Source organism: Curtobacterium sp. 9128 (genome assembly GCF_007673775.1).
Taxonomy (GTDB): Bacteria; Actinomycetota; Actinomycetes; order Actinomycetales; family Microbacteriaceae; genus Curtobacterium.
The window spans coordinates 121,252-139,390 of sequence record NZ_VEAF01000002.1; the positions used below are offsets into that span (position 1 = coordinate 121,252).

Consider the following 18,139-nt stretch of genomic DNA (forward strand, 5'->3'; position numbering starts at 1 on the left):
GAGGACGGCCAACCCGGATGGGTCGGCCGTTCCGTCGTCTCTGCCAGGATCGTTGCATGGCTCAGGTCGCGATCGTCGTCAACGGCATGCCCGCTTCGGGCAAGAGCACCATCGGTGCCGCCCTCGCCGAGGTGCTCGGCTGCCCGTTCCTGTCGAAGGACCGGATCAAGGAACCCCTGGCGGACATCGCCGGGCCGATGATCCCGTCGCGGGAGCTCGGTGCGATCGCCATGGACACGATGTGGCAGATGGCCGGCGCGGTGGCGAACGGCGTGGTCCTCGACGCCGTCTGGCTGCCGTCGCGCGACCGCGCCTTCCTGGAGGCCGGGCTCACCACCGCCGGGTCACCGCGCGTCGTCGAGGTGTGGTGCCACGTCGACGCGGACACCGCCCGGGAGCGGCTGGCGGACCGGTACGACCCGGGTGCTCCCGTGCGGCACGAGGTGCACGGCGACCTGGCCGACATCCTCGCGTTCTGGGACGAGCACGGGCCCGACGCGGGTCCGGTCGGGGTCGGGCCCGTCGTCCGGGTCGACACCACGGAGCCCTACGACGTCGGCGCGCTCGTGCAGGAGATCGCGTCCCACTTCGTCTGAACCGTCCGGCAGACGTGACGGTGCCCCGCGGGTCTCCCCACGGGGCACCGTCGTCGTGAGCGGTGGGCTACTTCTTGGCGCCCTGGGCGGCGACGGCGGCGGCACCGGCCGCTGCGGCCTCGGGGTCGAGGTAGTACGAGGGCTTCGTCGGGCGGAAGTCGTCGTCGAGCTCGTACACGAGCGGGATGCCCGTCGGGATGTTGAGCCCCGCGATGTCGTCGTCGGAGATGCCGTCGAGGTGCTTGACGAGCGCGCGGAGCGAGTTGCCGTGCGCCGTCACGAGGACGGTCTTGCCGGCGCCGAGGTCCTTCGTGATGTCGGACTCCCAGTACGGCAGCAGCCGGTCGATCACGAGCTTGAGCGACTCGGTCCGGGGCAGCTGGTCGCCGAGGTCGGCGTACCGACGGTCGCCGAACTGCGACCACTCGGCGTCGTCGGCGATGGGGGGCGGCGGGACGTCGAACGACCGACGCCACTCCATGAACTGCTGCTCGCCGTACTGCTCGAGCGTCTGCGCCTTGTCCTTGCCTTGCAGGTCGCCGTAGTGCCGCTCGTTGAGGCGCCAGTCGCGCTTGACCGGCAGCCACGCCAGGTCGGCTTCGAGCAGGGCGATTTCGGCGGTCTGGATCGCGCGGGTCAGGAGCGACGTGTAGAGGACGTCGGGGACGATGCCGGACTCGGCGATGAGTTCGCCGGCCCGCTTCGCCTCCTTCTCGCCCAACTCGGAGAGCCGGACGTCGACCCAACCGGTGAACAGGTTCTTCTGGTTCCAGTCACTGTTGCCGTGACGGAGCAGGACGAGCGTGGAGGTCATGCCCAGGAGTCTACCGAGCAGCACGCTCCGTCTACCCTTGGGGGATGCCCATCGGGAACGTCACGCGCGGCACGACCGGGGTCAACCGGCTCCGACGCGTGGACCGGTGGATCGCCGCGCTCCCGGCCCTCCGGCGGACGTCAGACCCCCTCGTCGCGGACGTCGGCTACGGCGCGAGCCCGACGACGACGCTGGAGCTCCGCGACCGCCTGGCCGCCGTGCGTCCGGACGTCGAGGTCACCGGGATCGAGATCGAGCCGGCGCGCGTCGCGCTCGCGAACGCCGGCACCCGCGACGGCGTGACCTTCCGCCTCGGGGGCTTCGAGACCCCGACGCCGGGCGGGCGGCGACCGGCGGTGATCCGGGCGTTCAACGTGCTCCGGCAGTACGACGAGTCCGAGGTCGAGGCGTCGTGGCGGATCATGCAGGACCGTCTGCAGCCGGGCGGCGCGCTCGTCGAGGGCACGTGCAACGAGGTGGGCCGTGTCGCGTCGTGGGTGACGCTCGACCCGGAACGACCGGTCGCGTTCACGGTGTCGCTCCGGCTCGCGGACCTCGACGTGCCGAGCATCGTCGCGGAGCGCCTGCCGAAGGCGCTCATCCACCGGAACGTCCCGGGTGAACGCGTGCACGGGTTCCTCCGCGACCTCGACCTGGCCTGGGCGGTCGCCGCTCCCCTCGGGACGTACGGCCCGCGGCAGCGGTGGCTCGCGACGGTGCGCGGGATGCGCGACCGCGGCTGGCCGGTGCTGCACGGCACGACGCGGTGGCGCCTCGGCGAACTCAGCGTCCCGTGGTCGTCGGTCGCCCCGACCTGACCTGCCGACCGACCGGCCGCCGCACCCGGACTCGGCGCAACCGGGCCGCGACTAGGAGCGGCGGACGGCGCCGAGCCGCGGTAGCCGCGGCACGTCGGCGGTCGCGCCGGCGCCCGGCGGGACGATGGTCTCCTGCGCCGCGGTGACGACGACGTCGTCCACGGTGAGCGTCAGCACGGCGGCCGGGTCGAGGGACCGCTTGACGACAGCGAGGCCGACCGGCCCGAGTTCGTGGTGCACGGCGGAGGCGGTGAGCCGTCCGACGTCCTTGCCGTCGAGCGTCACGGTCGTGCCGGGTGCGGGCAGCACGGCGTCCGACCCGTCGAGGTGCAGCATCACGACCCGGCGCGGCGGGTGCCCGAGGTTGTGGACCTTCGCCACGGTCTCCTGCCCGCGGTAGCACCCCTTGCTCAGGTGCACGGCGGACCGGAGCCAGTCGAGCTCGTGCGGGATCGTCCGCTCGTCGACGTCGGCGAGCGAGGGCCGCCACGCCGCGATGCGGAGCGCCTCGACCGCGAGGAGCCCCGCTGCGGGCCGGTCGGTCGCGGCCAGGGCGACCGCGGCGGTGGACTCGAGGACCGCGATCCGCAGCGTCCACTCGGAGCCGGGATGGGCCTCCTGGTCGGCGTAGCCCCAGCCGCCCGGCGTGACGGTGCTCCACGGGTCGACCCACTCGACGACCGTGCCGTCGACGGGTGCGGACCCCGCGAACGAACCGACGGTGACGAACGACGCCGACACGTCGGCCACCTCGACCCGGAGCATGAAGCGCATCGACGACAGCCAGGCCGCGAGCGGCTCCGCGTCGGCGGCCTCGGTCAGCAGCCACGTCGTCGCACCGTCGTCGACGACGCGTGCCGCGTGCTCGACCCGACCCGACTGGTCGAGCACGAGCGTCTCGGTGCTGACGCCGGGCGCGAGCCCGAGCAGCAGCTGCGACGTGATCGAGTTCAACCACGACAGCCGGTCGGGACCGGTGACCGTGACGACCCCGAGCCCGAGCTCGACGACCGCCGAGCCCCCGGCGAGCAGGCGCTGCTCACCGAGCGGGTTGCCGAAGTGCGCGGCGGGACCGCCGTCGGACGCGACGAAGCCCGCGCGCGCCGAGAAGACGGCCATCAGTCGACCTTCGCGAGCTGCCCCGAGGCGTGCGAGGTGAGTTCCCGGCCGAGCGCCGCGATGTCCCACGCCCAGAAGAGCTTGCCCTCGACGAGCCCGTACATGCGGGTCGCCGCGGAGTAGTCCTTCGCGTTCGCGGAGCGCATCACGGCGTCGGTGGCGAGGTCGATGCGGCCCTTCCGGACCTGGCCGACGTAGAGCTCGTTGACGCCCGTCGGGTGGATGATCGCCGCCTCCACGTCGAAGCCGTCGTTCGCGTTGCGCAGGGTCTCGACGCTCTGGGTGGTGGTGAACGGGACGACGCCCTCGCCCATCAGCATCGCAGGGCCGCGGTCCCCCGGCTCCGACGGACGGTCGAGCCGCCAGTAGCCCATCTCGGCCGCCAGCGGCGTGTGCTCGTCGTCGAGCAACCACGTCGTCGACGAGTAGTTGAGGTAGGGCAGGCCGTCGTGGCTGAAGCTGACGCGCTGGCCGAACTCGTACGTGCGGACGTCGGGCTCGTCGCCCTCGGCCGCACCGACCGGGTACTCGACCACGCCGGTGCCCTCCCAGACGCCGACCAGCCAGGACAAGGGCACGAGTTCGGGGGCGAGGCCCTCCGGCAGTTCGATCAACGCTGACCCTTGAACAGCTTCACGACGACGGTCACCGAGACGAACGCGATCGCGAGCGACGCCAGACCCAGCAGGCCGACGTAGAAGAGCTCGAGCGCAAGCAGCGAATCCATGCCAGGAGTCTACGCGGCCCCCTCAGGAGCGCGCTGCCTCAACGCGCCAGGAGCACCACGGCCGTGACGAGCACGACGACGAACGACCCCGACGACGCGATGCTGATCCGCTCGACCAGGCCGTCCTTCGTCGCGGTGATCAGCTGCAACACGAAGCTGACGAACACCGTCGCCACGAACACGAGCAGCAGCCAGGCGAAGGAGTCCTTCTCGCTGAGGGTCAGCACGAGCACGGCGCCGACGATCGCCAGCAGCCAGACGGGCAGCACGGACGTGAGCTTGAGGCGGCGCTGGTCGGCGGGCGGGACGGGCTCGGTCACGAGGCCATCATTGCAGGCCGGTCGGGGGGACTTGTCGAGCATCACTAGGATGTCCGCACGACGTCTCATCCGTTCTGGAGGTCCTGTGGCACAGCTCCTGGTACTCACCTCGGCCGCGCCCGGCGACGTCCTGCCGAGCCTCGGCCTGCTGAGCCACCGGATCCGCCACGTGCCGGCCGAGGCCGCACAGCTCGTGAACGCGCCGCAGAGCGACCTGATGTTCGTCGACGCCAGGACGGACCTGGTCAGCGCGAAGGCCCTGTGCAAGATCCTCTCCACCTCGGGGTCGACCACCCCGATCGTGCTCGTCGTCACCGAGGGCGGTCTCACCGCGGTCACGAGCGAGTGGAACATCGACGACGTCGTGCTCGAGACCGCCGGTCCCGCCGAGGTCGACGCCCGCATCCGACTCAGCGCCGGCCGCGCCGCGAAGAACCAGACCGGCTCGAAGATCCAGGCCTCCGGCGTGGTCATCGACGAGGCGAGCTACTCGGCGAAGGTCCGCGGCAAGCCGCTCGACCTGACCTTCAAGGAGTTCGAGCTCCTGCGCTTCTTCGCCACGCACCCCTCGCGCGTCTTCACCCGCGAGCAGCTCCTCAGCGAAGTATGGGGCTACGACTACTTCGGCGGCACCCGCACGGTCGACGTGCACGTCCGGCGCCTGCGCGCCAAGCTCGGCGACCTCGAGTCCCTCATCGGCACGGTCCGCAACGTCGGCTACCGCTTCAACGTGTACGACGACGAGGCCGAACGCCTCATGGGCCAGTGACTGCGACGCCGGACCTCGCGCGCTTCGCCGTCCCCGGCGAGGCTCCCCCGTTCTCCGACCAGACCCTGGTCGACGTCCGCGCCGGTCGCGCGGTGGTCCTCGTCGAGCCCGACGGATCCGCGGAACCCGACGGGGTCGCCGTGGTCCGCGACGGCGAGCTGGAGCTCGTGGTCGGCCTGGAGGCACGGGGGCACGGCATCGGGACGCGCCTGGTCGACCGGGCGCTCGCCCTGGGCGGCGGGGCCGCTCCGCGGCTCGCCTGGGCACACGGCGACGCCCCGGCGGCACGCGCGATCGCGACCCGGTACGGGTGGGCCGCGACCAGGACGCTGCTGCAGCTGCGCGCGCCGGTGCCGACGTCTGCACCCGATGCGAGCCTCCCGCCCGGGTACACCGTGACCGCGTTCCGGACCGGCACCGACGAGACCGACTGGCTGACCCTGAACCGTGCGGCGTTCGCGTCGCACCCGGAGCAGGGCTCGATGACGCTCGAGGACCTGCGGGCCCGGGAGGCCGAGCCGTGGTTCTCCGGTGACGACCTCGTGCTGCTGCGCGACGCCGCCGGCGACCTGGCCGGGTCCTGCTGGCTCAAGGTCGAGGACGGCATCGGCGAGTTCTACGCCGTGGCCGTGCGCCCCGACCTGCAGGGACGGGGCCTCGGCGGGGTGCTCATGCGCGCCGGGACCGCACGGCTGGTCGGTCGCGGGCTGACCGCGGCCGCACTCTACGTCGAGGGCGACAACGAGCCGGCGCTGGCGCTCTACCGTCGGTCCGGGTTCACGGAGGCCGCCGTCGACGTGCAGTACGCGGCGCCCACCGGCCGGTAGCCTGGACCGGTCGGCGCGGGGCCGACCACGGCGGACTCGGGGGACCTGTGGCGCAGTACGGGCAAGGGGAGCCGCTCGGTGCCTCCTGGCGGCTGGTCGAGCTCCTCGGCTCCGGCGCAACCGGCGAGGTCTGGCGCGTCGACCACGGTCCCACCGGTGACGCCGCCGCGGCGAAGCTCCTCCGCGCCGAGCTCGCCGCCGACCCGGGCATCGTCGAGCGCTTCGTCCGCGAACGTTCCGTCCTGCTCGGCCTGCAGCACCCGTCGATCGTCCGCGTCCGCGACCTCGTCGTCGAGGGTGACCGGCTCGCCATCGTCATGGACCTGGTGCCGGGAGGGTCGGCCCGCGACCTCCTCGCGGCCGCCGGCACGCTGTCGCCCCGGGACGCGCTGACCATCACGGCGGAGACGCTCGACGCCCTGGCCACCGCGCACCGTCAGGACGTCGTCCACCGCGACGTGAAGCCCGACAACGTGCTGCTCGACGCGGAGTGGTCGCCCGGTGCGACGGGGCTCGTCCGGGTCACCGACTTCGGGATCGCCTCGGTCGTCGCCGAGCGGGAGCGCACGACCACGGGCCTCCTCGGCACCCCGCAGTACATGGCGCCGGAGTCGATCAGCCACGGGCGCTCCGGGCCGGCCGCCGACGTCTACGGCGCCGGCGTGATGCTCTACGAGCTGCTGTCCGGACGCACACCGTTCGCCGGCCCCGGGACGGACTTCGCGGTCGCGTACCGGCACGTCACGTCGACGCCCCCGGTGCTCGAGGTGCCCGACGCCCTCTGGTCGACCCTGGCGACCATGCTCGCGAAGGACCCCGCTGCCCGGCCGTCCGCGACCGACGCCGCCGCGACCCTCCGTCGGCTCGCACGGTCCCTCGCCGACGTGCCCGCGCTCGAGCCGACGGTCGACCCGGAGGAGTTCGCCGCGGTGGAGCGCCCGGCGACGGTCGTCCGCGGATCGGTCGCGTCCGGTGCTACCGGAACAGCCGGGACTGCCGGACCGGACGGCGCTGCGGCCGACGACGACGTAGCGGAGGACGACGGCACAGCGGGGTCGGTGCCGGAGCTCGGTCCGGCGGGCTCGGCGACCGTCGTCCGACCGATGGCCAGGCAGCCGCTCCCGGTGGCGTCGGACCCGGCCGCCTCCCCCGCGACGCGGACAGCCCGGTTCCGGCGCCCGGACTGGTTGACGAACCGCGCGGCCGGCTTCGGCGCGCTCGGCCTGGCACTCGTCGTGGTGCTCGTGGTCGGGGCCGTCGTCTGGCTGCCGGGCAGTCGGGGCACCACGCCCGGACGACAGGCCACCGCGCAGGCCGCCAACGCGTACCAGCAGGACCGGCCCCTCCCGACCGGACTGACCACCACCCGCAAGGCGACGCTCGACCCCGAGTCCGGCGCCGTCGAGCTGACGACGACCTACACCGCCCAGGGTGCGACGCTCTCCGGGCCGCTGGTCGAGGTCCTGCCGGCGGCCCGGTCGGGCGGCTCCTGCCCCACCGTCCGGTGGCGTGACGGCCCCGTCACCGCCACACGGAACCAGCCGTCCGTGACCGGGGTCGACACCGCATGCGCCTGGTCCCTCAGCGGCGCTGCAATCGAGCCGGGGTCCGACGTCGCGGTGCAGGCGACGGTGCGGGTGCCCTCGGTCACGGACGGTGCCTCGCTGCAGACGTGGCTCGACGCCGTCGGCACCGCGACCACCGGGGTCGTCACCGACCAGTCCGTCAGCGGGACGGCCTACCCGGTGCAGCGGCTGCAGGACGTCGTCGTGCGGACGCCGGACCGCACGGTCAGCCAGACGGCGCTGCCGGTCACCCTGCTCCCGGTGTGGCCGAGCGGGACCGACGAGCTGAACCCGCTGTACCGCAGCCCCGCGAGCGGCGCACCGTCGCAGATGCTGCAGGACGTGGCCGGCGGCGAGTCCGGCGTGCGGTTCGCCGACGGGTGCTCCGGCGCGCTGGCGGTGTCCTCGGACGGCCTCGTCGTGACCGCGCTGTCGGTGGCACCCGCGTGCACGGTGCGCGCCACGGTCGGGGCGTTCTCCGACCTCGAGAGCGCGCCGTTCAGCATCACGACACGCGACTGAGCGCCGAGCGTCTCAGGACGTCCGCTCGACCGCGAGGTCGGCGCTGGCCGTCTGGACGAGGCGGACCCGACCGCCGGACACGGCGTAGCCGCGACCCGCCGACATCGCCACCGGGGACCGACGGGGCACCTGGACCCCGAGCAGCTCCCCGTCGTAGTCGACGTCGGGCTGCAGCAGCACGCCGCACCGGCTCTTGCGGACGGCCTTCGTCCAGTGGCTGTACAGCGAGCGGAGGTCCACCGAACGACCGGCAGCCACCACGCAGAGCCCCGGACGCTCCGACGCGAGCAGCCCGGCCAACGCCTGGTCGCCGTCGTCGAAGCGCTCGGCGTCGTCCACGAGCAGCAGCACGGGGCCGCGCTCGAGCCGCAGCCCGGCGACGAGGGCCGGGACCTCGTCCGGACCGACCGCGAGCCGGTCGAAGTCCCCGGAGGCGAGCGGCGAGCGGCGGTCGCAGATCGCCCACACCGCGGGCCGCGTGCCCTCGGCACGCCGGGCGGTGTCGGCGAGCGCCAGCAGGACGCTCGACTTGCCCGAGCGGGCCGGGCCGGCGACGAGGACGTGCTCGCCGTCGTACACCTCGAGCGCGGTGGTGGCGAGGTCGTCCTCGGCGAGACCGATCGGCAGGCGCCACGGCTCGGTGTCGAAGGACGCGGGCACCGCGAGCTCCGTCACGGTCACCACGTCCGGCAACCGCCCGACGGCGCTCGCCTTGCGCGGTGCGTCGCTCCAGCGCTCGGCCGTGTGCGTCACGGCGTCGGCGAGGGGCACGTCGGGGGTCGCCACGTGGGACTGCAGGCGGGCGACGGAGTCGATGAAGCGCCCGGGCACCGGTGGCGGGACGTCCTTGGGTCGCACACCGATGGAGGAGTAGTCGTACGGGTCGGCGAGCCGGAACAGCCACTTCTGGGTCGTGACCTCGTCCATCGCGCTCGGGACGGCCTTCGCGCGGGTGGTCGACACGGCGAAGGAGATGCCGAGTGCCGGTCCCTCCGCGTACACGCGGTACAGGGCGTCGAGCAGCTGCTGCCCCTCGAAGTCCTGGTACTCGTCGCGGAGCGCCGCGAGACCGTCCAGGAGCACGACCGCTCGACGTCCGCCCGGTGCCGCCCGACGGCGTTCCAGCTCCGTGCGCAGGTGCCGCAGGAACCGCGCCTGCAGCTCGCCGGCACCCGGTCCGGAGCCGACGTACGCGGTGGTGTGCGGGAGGTGTTGGAGCGGTGCGAGGTCCCCCGCGCCCATGTCGAGCACGAGCAGGTCGAGGTCGGCCGGGTCCGTCGCGGCGGCCAGACGCAGGGCGATCGCGGCGAGGGCGGTGCTGGTGCCGCTGCCCGGGATCCCCATGAGCATGAGGTTGCCCTGCGCGAGGTCCCACCCCGTGGTCACCTGACGCTGGTGGTCCGGGTCGTCGGCGAGCGCCACCGGCACGACCTCGGCGCGGGTCGAGCCGGTGTCGAGCGCGGCCACGTCGACCCGCTCGCCGAGGGCCTCCGGCCAGATCGGCCGCGGCGGGGCGAAGCCGGCGTCCGCGTTCGCCTGCGTGATCGCGTCGATGAGCCGGTCGAGGTCGGTCTCGTCGGCGGCGGTCGGCGCTGCGGAGGGCGCGGGCGCCGGGACGCCGAACACCCCGGTCGGCCGGACGGCCACGGCGGCCTCGGCGGCGGCGTCGCGGGCTCGACCCGTCACGAGGGCGGTCTGCACCGGGGTGATGTCGTCCTGGCCGAGCTTGACGTAGGCGCGCCCGGTCTGCTGCCGGCTGATGGCCGAGGCGGCGGGGACACCGATGACGTTGACGGAGTCCTCACGGCTCTGCACGCGCAGCGCGACCCGCATGTTCGTGTTCGCGAGGATGTCCTCGCTGACGACGCCGGCCGGTCGCTGGGTCGCGAGGACCATGTGCACGCCGAGCGTCCGGCCCACGGCGGCGATGCTCACGAGCGAGGTCAGGACGTCGGGGAAGTCCTTGGCGAGCATCGCGAACTCGTCGACCACGAGCAGCAGCCGCGGCATCGGTTCCGTCGGTCGGGTCGCCAGGTACGCGTCGAGGTTGTCGATGTCGGCGCCGGCCTCGGCGAACACGCGCTGCCGGCGTTCGAGTTCCGCCTCGAGCGCGCGGAGCGCCCGGTCGGCGAGCTGCTCGTCGAGGTTGCTGATCGTGCCGATGGTGTGCGGCAGCCGCTCACACGCGGCGAAGGCGGCACCGCCCTTGAAGTCGACGAGCAGGAAGTTCAGCGTCGTCGGTGCGTTGCGCGCCGCGAGACCGGCGACGAGCGACCGCAGGAACTCGCTCTTGCCGGACCCGGTCGTCCCGCCGACGAGCCCGTGCGGCCCGTCGCGGACCAGGTCGAGTTCGAGGGGTCCCGACTCGGACGAACCGATCGGGGTGGAGATCCCGGTCCGGGCGTCCCACGCGGCGCGGACGGCCTGCGGGGTGTCGACCCGCACCAGGTCCGGGAACCGGACGAGCGACGGCAGGGACGCACCCGGGACCGAGAGCTCCGGGTCGTCGAAGTGCGCGAGGTCCCGCGCACAGCGCTCGGCGACGGCCGTCGAGAGCCCGGCGAGGACGACGTCGCGCACCTCGGTGCGGTCCTCCGGCCGGTACACCGTCGCCGCGGCGTCGGCCTCGACGGTGATGATCGTCGTGCACGCTGCCGGGAGCTGCTGGGCGTTCGCCGCGATCACGATGCCGCTGACCCGGCGGGGCTCCTCGTCCGGACGGAGCGTCCGCCCCGGGACCGAGCGGCCCTGCCCGAGCAGGCTCCGTGCCGGGGCGTCGCGGCCCTCGGTGAGCACCTCGGAGTCGATGACGACGAGCATCGTCTGCGTGGGGAGGTCGTCGACCGAGTCGCGGAGCCCCCGGAGCACGGCGGCGCTGTGGTCGCGCTGCGCCGACATCCACCGTTCGCCGGTGCTGCTGCCGGCCACCCGGGTGTGGGGCAGCCAGGACGCCCACGACCAGTCCGCCTGCCGTCCGTCGTCGCAGAACACCCCGATCGTCAGGTCGGCGGGCCCGCAGTGCACCGCCGCCTGCGCGAGGAGGCTCCGGGCCAGGGCGAGTGCGCCGTCGCGGTCGCCGACGATGCCGACCACGCCGGCGTCGGACAGGTCCGCGACGACCGGCGCCGCGGTGAGCCTGCTGTCCGCGATGGCGGCCTTCGCCTCGTCGTCGAGCTTCGCCGACGTCGCCCGTGCGTCGACCTCCGGTCGCCAGGGGGCGTCACCGGTGCCGGCGTGCAGGGTGAGGAAGTCGGCGTCGGCGGACCGGCGCTGCCAGAGCGTGGTCGTCGGGAGGGCGGCGCGGCGGACGACGGTCGCCGGGTCCGGGACGAGTTCCTGTCGCCGCGCGGCCTCGACACCGGCCGCGGCGGCGATCTCCTGGCGGAACGCCTCCACCGCCCCCGCGAAGCGCTCGTCCTCCTCACGCAGGTTCCGTGCCCGGCGGTGCTTCTGCTCGAACCACATGCCGATCGCCGTGACCGGGCTCAGCAGCGCGAACAGGGCGAACCGGGCGTCACCGAGGAGCAGCACCATCGCGCCGGCGAGCACGAGCGGCGCCGCGATCGTGATCCAGCTGAACTTCGAGGCCGGCGGGACGTCCTTCCGGGTCGGCGGGACGACGGTCTCCTGCTCGGTGTCCCGCCCCGGACGCGGCGGGCGGTTGTAGGGCGCGGTCGCCGCCGGGGTGAGGTTCGGCAGGGTGCCGGGCGCGGGCACGGTCGTCTCGTGCAGGGCCGGTCGGACGAGCAGCACCGCCCCGCCGACGATGACGCTGGTCGTGCCGGTGACGAGGACGCCCTCGTCGTCGAGGCGGGCCCCGGCGACGACGGTGCCGTTGGTCGAGCCGGCGTCGCGGATCCGGACACCGTCGGCCTCGCGCTCGATCGTGCAGTGCTCCCACGACGCGGTCTCGGTGGGCAGGACGAGGTCGGCCTGCGGGGCACGCCCGACGACGAGCGGTCGGGAGCGCGGCACGGCGAGGACCCGGCCGGCGTCGAGTCCCCCGGCGAGGGTGACCGTCCAGCCGTCGACCGTCCGCGGACGGTCCTCCGGGGTGCGGGCGATGCGCGACCCCTCGAGCAGCACCAGGTCGCGCAGCGGCGTCTCGGCACTGGTCACGTGGGCGTCCACCGCCAGAGTGGCGTCCGGCTCGAGGACGGGTCCGACGGCCGCCGCGACGAGCTGCCCGAGCGTGGACGTCTCGGCCCAGCCGTCGACCTCGACCGCTTCGACACGGTCGTCGAGCTCGATCACCACCCGCATGCGCCTGCTCCTGTCGTCGTGGTCCGGTCGTGGCGACCCGTGATGGGCCGGTCCTACCGACCCGTCGTGTCCTCGAACCAGACCAGCGCCGGCGCCGAGGTCGTCTCGGGTCGCAGCCCGAGCGCCTGCGCCGAGGAGGCCAGGACGGTGGCCCCGGTCCCGAGCGCCTGCGGGTCGGTGAAGTCGAGCGCCGGACCGGCGAGCCCGTCGTCGACGTCGAGCGACGTCGTCGCGAGGGCATCCGTGACGGCCTCCGGGTCGGTGCTCCGCGCGGCACCCACCGCGTGCACGAGGGCGATGACCGCGTCGTGGCTCCGGGCGTCCGCGGCGGCGGCCACCGCCGAGAACGGCTGGTCACCGGTCAGGTTCCGCGCGTCCTGGTCCTTCGCGACGACCCGGACCGCGCCGAGGAACGCCGACATGGCCCGTCCGGCGGCCCCGGCGTCGAGTGCGGTCGCGTCGTCGGTCGCCACCCCGGCGGTGCGGAAGTCCCCGGAGACGCTGCCGCCCGCCGCGGTGAGCGCCGAGCCGAACGCGGGGCTGGTGGCGTCGGGGGTGAGCACGACGGGGACGGTCACGTCCGTGGCCTGCAGTGCTGCGACGAAGGCCCCCTGCCGGGCAGCGCTGCCGCTCACCACGACGGCGTCGGAGTCGGCGGCCGGGGCGTCGCCGCCGGTGTTCGTGTCGCCGTCCGGCGTCGAGGTCGGCACGGCGCCGGTCCTGGCCGCGACGGTCGTGGCGAGGGACGTCATGTCGGTGTCGCCGGCCGGCAGGACGTGGGCGACCCGCAGCCCGGCCGGTGCCCCACCGCCGAGGTCGACGAGCAGCGGCGAGGCGGCACCGCCGAGTGCCCGCTGCATCGCGCTGGCGACGGACTGCGAGGACGGCGCGGTGGACCAGGCGTCGTCGACGGCGCCGGCGTACGGCATGACGACCGGGATGCCGGCGTCGGCGGCAGCTGCGGCGGCCGCGGCGACGTGCGCGCCGGACGAGGCGACGACGATCCCGGCGACGTGCTGGCGGACCAGCTCCTCGACGGCGGCACGCGCGCCGTCGGTCGTCCCGCTGTCGTTCTGCGTCACGAGCTGCACGCGGGTCCCCCCGAGCGCCAGACGCCGCTGCGCGACGACGGCACCCTGGGCGGCCTGGTTCCACTCGGATCCCTCGCCGTCACCCAGGGTGACCACGACGCCGATCGCCACCCGGTCGGGGACGTGCGCCACGGTGACCGGGACGGGGACCGTCGCCGGGACCGCCTCGGCCGGCTCGGCCGAGAGCGCACGGAACGTCAGCACGGCAGCGACGACCGCGGCCACGAGCAGGACGGCCAGACCGACCACCAGGAGCCGACGTCGGGAGGCGGGCCGAGCCTCCTGGCCGTCCACCGTCTGGTCGCCGTCGACGGTCTGCGGCTGGTCGGTCATCGGTCGTCCCCGATCCGGAAGGCGTAGAGCGTCGTCGACGTGGCGGTCGACGGCACGTCGAGCGCGAAGGCCGGCAGCTTCGTCGCGGCGTCGAGCGACGCCCGCAGCTGCTCCTGCTGGAGCAGGATGCCCGCGACGTCCTCGGCACGGACGTTGGCGTACCCGGCCGCGTTCTGCGACGCCAGCGCCAGCTGGTAGTCGGCGGAGTCGGACTTCGCCGCGCTCGTCGCCATCGCACCGAGGATGCCCGACCCGTTCACCTTCCGGTCGCCGAGGTCCAGCATCACGCGGTTGAGGTCGCCGGTGAGCAGCGTCCGCGCACCCTCGACGTCGCGGGTGGACGCGCTCGTGCTGGCGTCGATGCGCTGCAGGCTCAGGGCGGTCTGCGCGTCCACGGCGCCCGCGAGCGTGCCGCTCTCCCGCTGCAGCGTGCCCTTCTGCGTGTCGATCGTGCCCTTCGCGTCCTTCGTGACGTCGCCCGAGGTGGACCGCAGCCCGGTGATGGAGGCGTCGAAGGCCTGGATCACCGCGTCACGGCTGCCCGTGGCGGTGTCGCTGACCTTGCGGACCTGCTGGTCGACGATGTCCTGCACCTGCTTCGCCGACTCGTCCGAGGCGTCCTGGAACGCCGCCGTGACCGCGTCCTGCAGCGTCTTCTGCTGGTCGCTCACCGCGACGAGCTGGGTGTGGACCGCGGCGCTCTCGCCGCCGGCCTGAGCGAGCAGGGCACGGAGCCGGGCGACCTCGCCGCTGATCGTGCCGTCGTCGCTGCTGACCGCGCGCCGCACGTCGGCGACCGCGGTCGTGACGGCGTCGAGGTGCGTGGCGAGGGTCTGGACCGCACCGCCGACACCGACCTGCGCGTCGGGGTCCGTGGCGGCGACGACGGCGTCCCATGCGTCGGCCTGCGCGGTGAGCCGCTCGTCCATCGGCGTGCTGAAGCCGAGGCCGGGACGGAGCGTCGTGCCCTCCGGCGCGCCGGCGCACGGTGTCGCGGTGAGGTACCCCCGCAACGACGCCGCCTCCTCCGGCGAGAGCTCCCCCGCGGCGGCGAGCACGCAGAGCTGGTCGGCCACGGCGCTGTTCTGCGCCTGCATGGACGAGCTGAGCACGCGGTCCCCCGCCGTGCCGAGCTCCGCCCGCGTGGCGATCGCCTGGCGGTGCACGGTCCGCACCGACTCCCGCAGCGGGTCGAGGTCCTGCTTCGCCTGCGCCACGGCGGCGTCGAGCGCGTCGAGCGTCCGTGCGACGTTCCCGTCGCCGTCGCTGCCCACACCGTCCAGCGAGGTGGCGAGCTGACCGAGCGTGCCGTTGAGGGCGTCGGACTGCTCGATCGCCTTGTCGGCGAGCTGCGGGTCGAGCTGGTCGGCGAGCGCCTGCCCCTTCGCCACGAGCCCGATCAGGGACGACGAGACGGCGGACGACGACGCGAAGAGCGCGCAGGTGAGCGAGTCCTGGTTCTCGGGGACCGCACACGTGGCGGTGTCCGGATCGGTCGGACCGACGGCCGATGCGAGCTCGCCGCTCACCTGCTGCTTGCAGGCCTCGCTCGCGTCGGCGTACCCGTCGAGCTGGGCGGAGACCCGGAGCAGGTTGCCGTAGACGCTCGAACCGGCGGTCGGGGTCGTCGGGGTCGCCGCACACCCGGCGCCGTCGAGCGTCACGGGCGGTGCCGTGGCCGAGGTGTCGCCGAGCAGCGCGTCGAGGCTCGACGTGGTCTGCTGGAGCTGCTGCAGCACGGTGGACTGGGTCGCCTTCGCCGTGGAACCGAGGTCGCTCTGGAGCGAGCCCAGTTCACCGGTCAGCGACTGCATCGTGCCCGCGAGCGCCGCGCTGCTCTGCTGCAGCCGCTCCGCCGTCTGCACGCCGAGGGTCTGCGACGTGGACTCGAGGTTCGTCCGGACCTCGGTGATCGTCCCACCCGCCCGTGCGAGGACCTCGTTGACCTGGGCGATGAGGTCGATCGTGCGGCGTTGCAGGGCGAGCTCGGAGTCCGCGTCCGACCCGAACGCGCCGTTCATCACGCCGGCGGCGGACAGGTCCGTGGTGATCCCGGGCTGCGCGGCGATGTCGATCGTGGGGGCCGAGAAGTCGTGGACGTCGGCGACGAGGTGCAGCGTGCTGCTCGCACCCGACGTCGGCGGAGCGAGCAGTCGCCCCCACTGCACGACCGCGTCGCCGTCGTGGTTCGTGCTGACGACACCGTCCGTCGCCGTCCCGTGGGCGTCGGCGCCGTCGGTGACGACCGCGTCCGCCTTCGTCCCCGGCAGCACCGTCGACGCCGCGACGCTGAACGGAGCACCCACCAGCGCCGGCGTCGTGCGCGACGACCCGGCGACGTCGTACGTGAGGTTCTTCGACCGCACCGTCAGGTTCTCGATCGTCAGGTCGATCTCCACCCGCCCGGAGTACCCGTCGAGGTCGGCGAGGTCACTGCCGGTCTTCTTCGCCGTCGTGTACTGGGTCGTCACCCGCAGCGGCAGGTCACCGGCCGCCTTCGCCGGGTCGTGGTCGGTGGTGGTGCTCGAGGACTCCTTGCCCGCGACGGAGATCGCGGTGTCCTGGATCGACCGGACCGAGCCGTCCGCGGCGAGACGGGTGTCGACGGTCTGCAGGACACGCGACGGGTCCTCGACGGTGTCGTCCCGGGCGGTGCAGCCGGCGAGCACCAGCGCGACGACGCCGGTCAGGGCGGCGGCCCCCAGGATCCGCTGTCCGGCCTGTCGTGCACCGGTCGTACCGGCACGGTTGCTGATCACGTTCTTTCCCCCCGAGAGAATGGACGACCCCGTCGATGCTAGTTGCTCCGACCCGCGAGGGCCCGGCCCGGAACCCACTCCGGGACCCCCCGTTCGGGCCACGGACACACGGGAGCGCACCCTGATACGTTGCACGCGACATGTGCACAGCGGGCGCCGCCTCGGGGAGGCGCCGACGTCTCGCTGTCACCGTCCACCCGACGGCGCCGCCGTCCGGGACCGTCCGACCCCGGACCGACGTCCGCGGGGTCACCACACCAGGGGGATCACGACCATGACCAGCGTTCGCCGAATCGGCTCCTTCGTCCTCACCGGAGCCCTCACGGTCGGCCTCGCCGGCTGCGCGGGCTCCGACACCAGCACGGCATCGGACGGCCCGACCCGCTCCGACATGTCGCAGGCGCAGCGGAAGGCGGCGCTCCCGGACCTGCAGCGCGACGCGGAGACGGTCGCGAACGGCATGCTCGAACGGATCGGCGCCGGGGACCTCACGGCCGACGGTGACGCCTGGGTCGACGCACACCCGCTCGCCGAACACCACCACCTCGGGAAGTGGACGATCAAGGACGAGTCAGCGTCGACGGGCTTCGTCACCGGGACCGTCTGCGTGGAGTACCGCCCGGCGAAGGGCAGCGAGGCCGTCGCGATGGCCACCGCGAACGTGCAGTACATGCTCGCGCACGGGTCGTCGCCGGCGGACGGGCGCATCGGCTTCGTGGGGACCGGTCTCAACGTGGGCTGCTGACGGGCGTCCTACGATCAGCTGCATGGCAGAGCCCGCTCCCCTCCCGGAACCGCACACGTGGGACGTCGACGGCGTCCGGGTCACCGCTTCCGCGGAGACCGGCCGCTTCCGGCGCCGTCCCCACCTCGTCGTGACCCTGGAGGCCCCTCGGCTCACGAGCAGGTTCCGGGGCGACGACCTCGTGCGGCTCATCGACGGCGAGGCGCGACAGATCGACTCCGATTCGGAGCCCCTCGCGTTCCTGGTGGCCGGCGGCGGGCCAGCCATCGGAGCCGCCATCGACCCGGTGCGCACGCAGACACCGAGCGACGCGATCGCGCTCGTCGTCACGCCCGACGTCGGGTGGGCGGTGCACACGTTCTCGGCTGCGGACGTCGAACAGCTGCGGTGGTGGCCCCGGGGCAGCCGGCACTGAAGTAGCAGGCACCGAGGCGCGGCGCTCGGGCAGCGGACTGCCGGGAGCTCGTCACCCTCCCGGGAGCTGGCGGACCCAGGCCTCGAAGGAACGGGCTTCGTCGGGGTGCAGCACGATCGGCTCCTCGGCCTCGGACTCGCTCAGCAGGACCAGACTCCCCTGGGGGACGGTCCCCATCGACGCGGCCGCCGACGAGCCGCGCGTTGGCGCGTCCGGCGTGCAGAGGTACACGAGGGGGTCGTCCCCTCTCGACTCCGCGATGCGGATGGACCCGTCGAGCAGCTCGAGCAGCTCGGCACCCCAGAACTGGACGTCGTGGCCGAACGCAGCGACGCGGACTCCGGGCTCCTGACGGCCCCGTCGTCGGATGACCGGGTCCCACGCCGCCTCGTGCGGACCCCGTCGCCACGTGGCGTCGAACGGCTCAGGTGCCCCTTCCACACGCCTGCCCCACAG

The 18,139-nt window shown here is 73.8% G+C and carries 15 protein-coding genes; 7 read left to right on the top strand and 8 right to left on the bottom strand.

From position 1 onward, the window contains the following. The first annotated feature begins 56 nt into the window (after positions 1–56). Positions 57–596 carry an AAA family ATPase gene (locus tag FS641_RS03830; RefSeq protein ID WP_186317566.1) on the top strand — a complete coding sequence of 180 codons (540 nt, stop codon included), beginning with the start codon at positions 57–59 and terminating at the stop codon, positions 594–596. Positions 597–663: 67 nt separating this feature from the next. On the opposite strand, the gene FS641_RS03835 is transcribed toward FS641_RS03830, so the two are convergent. After that, positions 664–1,410 (bottom strand): phosphoglyceromutase, encoded by a 747-nt coding sequence (locus tag FS641_RS03835; RefSeq protein WP_144760213.1) that lies wholly within the window; start codon positions 1,408–1,410, stop codon positions 664–666. Between the two features lie 44 nt (positions 1,411–1,454). Between FS641_RS03835 and FS641_RS03840 the strand changes: the two genes are divergently transcribed. Beyond that, positions 1,455–2,228 carry a class I SAM-dependent methyltransferase gene (locus FS641_RS03840; protein WP_144760216.1) on the top strand — a complete coding sequence of 258 codons (774 nt, stop codon included), beginning with the start codon at positions 1,455–1,457 and terminating at the stop codon, positions 2,226–2,228. A 51-nt stretch (positions 2,229–2,279) separates the two neighbouring features. Here FS641_RS03840 and FS641_RS03845 read toward each other — a convergent pair whose 3' ends face one another. From FS641_RS03845 to FS641_RS03855, 3 genes are all read right to left on the bottom strand, one after another. Further along, positions 2,280–3,347 carry a folate-binding protein YgfZ gene (locus tag FS641_RS03845; RefSeq protein WP_144760219.1) on the bottom strand — a complete coding sequence of 356 codons (1,068 nt, stop codon included), beginning with the start codon at positions 3,345–3,347 and terminating at the stop codon, positions 2,280–2,282. Further along, positions 3,347–3,961, bottom strand: coding sequence for an FABP family protein (locus FS641_RS03850; RefSeq protein ID WP_144760222.1), 615 nt, complete (start codon positions 3,959–3,961; stop codon positions 3,347–3,349). The genes FS641_RS03845 and FS641_RS03850 overlap by 1 nt, the downstream gene beginning before the upstream one ends. A gap of 151 nt (positions 3,962–4,112) precedes the next feature. After that, positions 4,113–4,394, bottom strand: coding sequence for a hypothetical protein (locus FS641_RS03855; protein ID WP_144760225.1), 282 nt, complete (start codon positions 4,392–4,394; stop codon positions 4,113–4,115). Positions 4,395–4,479: 85 nt separating this feature from the next. Between FS641_RS03855 and FS641_RS03860 the strand changes: the two genes are divergently transcribed. The 3 genes from FS641_RS03860 to FS641_RS03870 are packed head-to-tail and all read left to right on the top strand — an operon-like array spanning position 4,480 to position 8,077. Next, the gene (locus FS641_RS03860) at positions 4,480–5,163 is read left to right on the top strand and encodes a response regulator transcription factor (protein ID WP_144760228.1); all 684 of its coding nucleotides are present in this window, start codon (positions 4,480–4,482) and stop codon (positions 5,161–5,163) included. After that, a complete protein-coding gene (gene mshD / locus FS641_RS03865; protein ID WP_144760231.1) occupies positions 5,160–5,990 on the top strand; it encodes a mycothiol synthase in 831 nt (276 codons plus the stop codon). The genes FS641_RS03860 and mshD overlap by 4 nt, the downstream gene beginning before the upstream one ends. A 47-nt stretch (positions 5,991–6,037) precedes the next feature. Beyond that, on the top strand, positions 6,038–8,077 hold the full coding sequence (locus FS641_RS03870; RefSeq protein WP_144760234.1) for a serine/threonine-protein kinase: 2,040 nt from the start codon (positions 6,038–6,040) through the stop codon (positions 8,075–8,077). Between the two features lie 12 nt (positions 8,078–8,089). On the opposite strand, the gene FS641_RS03875 is transcribed toward FS641_RS03870, so the two are convergent. From FS641_RS03875 to FS641_RS03885, 3 genes are read right to left on the bottom strand one after another with little or no spacing between them, the layout of a single operon-like run. Continuing rightward, entirely contained in the window at positions 8,090–12,340 is a 4,251-nt protein-coding gene (locus tag FS641_RS03875; RefSeq protein ID WP_144760238.1) for an FtsK/SpoIIIE domain-containing protein, read from the bottom strand. A 53-nt stretch (positions 12,341–12,393) separates the two neighbouring features. Next, on the bottom strand, positions 12,394–13,764 hold the full coding sequence (locus FS641_RS03880; protein WP_144760241.1) for an ABC transporter substrate-binding protein: 1,371 nt from the start codon (positions 13,762–13,764) through the stop codon (positions 12,394–12,396). After that, on the bottom strand, positions 13,761–16,523 hold the full coding sequence (locus FS641_RS03885; protein WP_144760244.1) for a hypothetical protein: 2,763 nt from the start codon (positions 16,521–16,523) through the stop codon (positions 13,761–13,763). Before FS641_RS03885 ends, FS641_RS03880 begins: the two co-directional genes overlap by 4 nt. A gap of 274 nt (positions 16,524–16,797) precedes the next feature. Here FS641_RS03885 and FS641_RS03890 point away from each other — a divergent pair, with 274 nt between their 5' ends. Further along, positions 16,798–17,268: a hypothetical protein gene (locus tag FS641_RS03890; protein WP_144760247.1), complete on the top strand. Its 471-nt coding sequence runs from the start codon at positions 16,798–16,800 to the stop codon at positions 17,266–17,268. Positions 17,269–17,290: 22 nt separating this feature from the next. Continuing rightward, positions 17,291–17,683: a hypothetical protein gene (locus tag FS641_RS03895; protein WP_144760250.1), complete on the top strand. Its 393-nt coding sequence runs from the start codon at positions 17,291–17,293 to the stop codon at positions 17,681–17,683. A 51-nt stretch (positions 17,684–17,734) separates the two neighbouring features. On the opposite strand, the gene FS641_RS03900 is transcribed toward FS641_RS03895, so the two are convergent. After that, positions 17,735–18,124, bottom strand: a complete 390-nt coding sequence (locus FS641_RS03900; RefSeq protein ID WP_144760253.1) for a hypothetical protein — start codon at positions 18,122–18,124, stop codon at positions 17,735–17,737. Positions 18,125–18,139: the final 15 nt, after the last annotated feature.

Bases quoted from the DNA above. Each gene is read 5' to 3' on its own strand.
- FS641_RS03895 (WP_144760250.1), top strand. From the start codon at position 17,291: ATGGCAGAGCCCGCTCCCCTCCCGGAACCGCACACGTGGGACGTCGAC.
- FS641_RS03880 (WP_144760241.1), bottom strand. From the start codon at position 13,764: ATGACCGACCAGCCGCAGACCGTCGACGGCGACCAGACGGTGGACGGC.
- FS641_RS03835 (WP_144760213.1), bottom strand. From the start codon at position 1,410: ATGACCTCCACGCTCGTCCTGCTCCGTCACGGCAACAGTGACTGGAAC.
- FS641_RS03890 (WP_144760247.1), top strand. From the start codon at position 16,798: ATGACCAGCGTTCGCCGAATCGGCTCCTTCGTCCTCACCGGAGCCCTC.
- FS641_RS03830 (WP_186317566.1), top strand. From the start codon at position 57: ATGGCTCAGGTCGCGATCGTCGTCAACGGCATGCCCGCTTCGGGCAAG.
- FS641_RS03875 (WP_144760238.1), bottom strand. From the start codon at position 12,340: ATGCGGGTGGTGATCGAGCTCGACGACCGTGTCGAAGCGGTCGAGGTC.
- FS641_RS03840 (WP_144760216.1), top strand. From the start codon at position 1,455: ATGCCCATCGGGAACGTCACGCGCGGCACGACCGGGGTCAACCGGCTC.
- FS641_RS03845 (WP_144760219.1), bottom strand. From the start codon at position 3,347: ATGGCCGTCTTCTCGGCGCGCGCGGGCTTCGTCGCGTCCGACGGCGGT.